This is a genomic window from Methanobrevibacter sp., from assembly GCF_045116495.1.
Taxonomy (GTDB): domain Archaea; phylum Methanobacteriota; class Methanobacteria; order Methanobacteriales; family Methanobacteriaceae; genus Methanocatella.
In genome coordinates, this window is sequence record NZ_JBGULU010000030.1 from 1 (window position 1) to 4,088 (window position 4,088).

General features: G+C 34.0%; 3 protein-coding genes and 1 pseudogene. All 4 read left to right on the forward strand.

Annotation, left to right across the window (positions count from 1 at the left end; genetic code table 11):
- Window positions 1-1,475, forward strand: a 1,475-nt coding sequence (locus ACJMLH_RS01345) for a Cna B-type domain-containing protein (protein WP_405274139.1), incomplete at its 5' end; no start/stop codon positions are given.
- Between the two features lie 80 nt (window positions 1,476-1,555).
- Window positions 1,556-2,404, forward strand: a complete 849-nt coding sequence (locus tag ACJMLH_RS01350) for a pantoate kinase (protein ID WP_405274140.1) — start codon at window positions 1,556-1,558, stop codon at window positions 2,402-2,404.
- Window positions 2,397-2,909, forward strand: a complete 513-nt coding sequence (locus tag ACJMLH_RS01355) for a class I SAM-dependent methyltransferase (protein ID WP_405274141.1) — start codon at window positions 2,397-2,399, stop codon at window positions 2,907-2,909. Before ACJMLH_RS01350 ends, ACJMLH_RS01355 begins: the two co-directional genes overlap by 8 nt.
- A 507-nt stretch (window positions 2,910-3,416) precedes the next feature.
- Window positions 3,417-4,088, forward strand: a pseudogene (locus tag ACJMLH_RS01360) (hypothetical protein); the annotation flags it as partial.

The window sequence follows — 4,088 nt, forward strand, 5'->3', positions numbered from 1 at the left end:
ACGGCAAAGTTATTAAGTATTCCGTTGAAGAGTTGGCTGTTGCTAATTATACCAGTGTTGTGTCTAACGATACAGCATATAACTGGATTGTTAACAACACTCACGTTCCAATGGTTACTGTCATTAATGTGACTAAGGTTTGGGATGACAATAATAATCAGGACGGTATTAGACCTGCAAATATTGTTGTTGAATTGTTGGCTGATGGCGTTAAAGTTAATGAAACTGCTTTGTCTGAGTCTAACGGCTGGAAAGGTTCATTCATGAACTTGCCTGTGTATAATGATGGAAAATCAATCAAATATACAATTGATGAAGTTAAAGTAGATAACTATACTTCAAGCATCTCTGAGGATAACGGTAACTTTGTTATCACTAACGCTCATGTGCCTGCAGTTAGTGACATTAACGTTGAAAAAATCTGGAACGACAGCAACAATAAGGACAGCGTCAGACCTGTAAGCATTGTTGTTGAATTGTTTGCTGATGGCGTAAAAGTTAATGAAACCACATTGTCTGAAGGTAACGACTGGAAATACACTTTCAAAGACTTGCCTGTTTACAATGAAGGAAAATTAATTAAATATGCTGTTGGTGAAGTTGAAATTGCCAACTACACTGCAAACATAACACAAATCGACGGCGGTTTTGTAATTACAAACACTCATGTTATCGCAAACATGACTGTTACAAGAAGCACAGAAAACAAATCAGATGAAACCGGTAATACGACAATTATTACAGTTGTTGTAACCAACACAGGCAGTACCAATCTGGAGGAGATCTCTGTTGTACAGGAAATTCCTGAAGGATTTGAGATCAGACCATTTGAAAACGATAATTGGGTTTACGATGGAGAAAAATTCATTTACACTGGCGTTTTAAAACCTGGTGAATCAGTCAGCTTTGATGTAGTATTCTACAACAAAACTGCTAACGAAACTGAAAATAAAACCTACACTCCAGGTTTAAATGTTCAAAAAATAACATTAACTGATGCCAAATTAGGTGAAATAACTTCATTTAAAATAATTGTCACAAACATTGGCGACTGTGCTTTAGGAGACATTTTTGTAATTGAACAGCCTTGCGACGGATTGGATTTCGACAGTTATGAAGGTGATGACTGGACAATGCAGGACAGCACATTCTTCTTCAATGGCGTTTTAAACCCTGGTGAATCAGCAGAATTTACCATATTCTTTATAGCAACCAAGGTTGGAGAATTGGTCAATACTGTTGTTGCAGGTTCAAATGCTACCGATAATTTAACTGCAGAAAATTCAACTGTTGTAATCGAAAACAAAACTCCGGACATTCAACAAAATCATACAAACAAAACAAAAACTGTTCCTGAAATACCTGATAAAGTTGTAAAAACAAACGTTGGAAGAGCTACAGGTAATCCAATTCTTGCATTGCTTTGTGTTCTTTTAATGGTAGGTATTTCTTCAATCAGAAGATTTAAAAAATAAACATTTTCGGAGCATTTCGCTCCTACTTTTTTTTCTTTTTTTTAGTAAATTTTAATTAAACTAAAAACAAATTTATCATCATGACTAATTCCGTATTTGTACCAGGACACATCACTGGTTTTTTCACAATACAAAATCATGAAATCAAATTAAAGAATGGTTCATGCGGCGTTGGATTTTTACTCTCAAAAGGTGTAAAAACTACTGTTTCCGCTTCAGATGAACTTGTCATAAGCGTCAATCAGGGTGATTCGACGGTAATTGATGAGGTCTTATCTATTTTGGAGCTTAAAAATACTGATTTTAAAATCACTCAGGATATTCAGCTTCCAATCGGAGCCGGTTTCGGTACTTCTGCGGCCTCAGCATTAAGCCTGACTCTTGCATTGAATGAATTTTTAAATTTGGGTTATTCTGATGAATTATGCGGCCAGATTGCACATATGGCTGAAGTCAATTTGGGCGCTGGATTGGGAGATGTAATAGCTCAAACTGGTCATGGACTGGTTTTAAGGACAAAACCTGGAGCTCCAGGAATCGGTGAGATAAAATCATTTGATGTGGATGTGTTTATTGGCTGGAAAACCTTTGGGAAGATTGAAACATCCGATATTATTTCAGACTCTCATTTTAAGGAAGTTATTTCAAATTCCGGCGACAAATATCTGGAGCTTTTTGAGGATGATCCGACATTGGAGAATTTCCTGGAATTTTCATCAAAATTTTCACATGAGATTAACCTGATGTCAGATGAAGTGAAAAATCTAATTGATTATTTTAAATCTTCAAGTGATATTTTAGGCAGTTCCATGGCAATGTTGGGAAATACGGCATTTGCATTTGCATATGATGAAGATGCATTCAAAAAGTTAAACATTGAAAACTTGCATATAGATAAACTCAACAATATAGGGATAGTTCATGATTAAACTTAGTTATGATGTTAAAAATTATAGAAAAGATCTTCGGAACCTGGTTGGTGAAGGGGATACTATAATTGAATTGGGGTGTCATGTCGGAGGAACAACCAGACTGTTTTCAGACAGATGCAGAGTGATTGCTGTTGACAACTCTCCGGAATCAGTAGAGGAAATGTCAAAACTGGATGTTGAGTTTATAAAAGGGGATGTTCGACTTCATGATGTGCTTGGAGAAGTTTTTTCTAAAATTCAAAAATGTGATGTGCTGGCTATTGATTTGGGTGGAGGATATCATCCGGATACTGTATTTAAAGTTTTCTACATCTGGTCTTCGACATTTAAGCCCCAGCATACCGCAATCAGAAACCGTGGCCTTTTGGAATTTTTCAACTCTGCACAAGGCAGTGGGGAAGATTATGTGTCAAATGAAGGATATCTTGAAAGCTATCATGATTCAGGCATTCCACCTCAAATTAAAGAATTTGACTTGTGGACTCCGGCACTCAAAAAATAGATTGTTTAAAATTGTATGATTAGATGAAGCAATTTTATAGAGTTTAATCAATTTTCAAATTTATTAATTGTAAATTATATCAATTAAATATTAATTTAGATTTTTTATATTAACTTTAAAAAATCTCAATCTAAATTATTATCGGTCATTCCCAAATTTTCATATTTTTTTAATGTTTTTATGTAGGTTAATAATCTTATTTACTATATTTTTTGTTTTTTTGTATTTCTGATAAAATATTGTAAAATTTATTGTATGATGTTTATTTGATATTTAGAGTCCATTTTGTAATTTAATTATAACCTTTATATACTTTCATATTCTAATATATACTTCGTAAAGGAGTTTCTATTTTTTGTTTTAATTAGCTTAGTTCAATAATTAAAATGATTCTTAGACATTCTTTTATGATTTAATCATATATTGTGATTAAATTGGTATGATAAATTTGATTTATTATACGGGTAAGTAAAAAATTGTATTCATAATGGAGGAGATAATATCGAAATGAAAAAACCAATTTTATTTATTTTGATATTATTCTTGTTCGTATCTTTAATGGGAGTAGTTAGTGCATCGCAAGATTCGGCAATGAATAATATGACATTAACGCATACGAGTGATGAAATGTCGGGTTTACTGTCGAGTGAATCTGCGATGGATAACCTACAAATTAATAAAGATAATGAGATTTTAGCAACTGACCATGACCTCTCAGGTTCTACACTTGCTGAGATTCAAACTTATTTGAACAGCGGAAGTGTAGTTGAGGGTGATACGGTTTATTTAGGTACTGGAACTTGGGGTTCAGGAACATGGACTCCATGGGATGCAAGTAATGTAGTGAATGTGAATATTGAAAATATCATTATCAGTGGTGGAACTAGCAGTAATCCGACTGGTTTAGCCACTATAAGTGCTGGAAGTAAAATATTTAGTTTAAATGCGGCTGGAATTACTTTAAAGAATATTCAATTTACAAATACTGCACAAGGTCCATGCTGTGCGGTAAATATAGAAAGTTCTGACAGTACTATTTCAAACTGTGTCTTTGACCACTGTAATAACCAATATGGTGGTGCCATTCACAGTTCCACTAGTTCTTCAAATACAAAAATTGAAAACTGTAACTTTACAAACAATGAAGCTATTTGGGGAGGATCCGGTGGAGCCATGTAT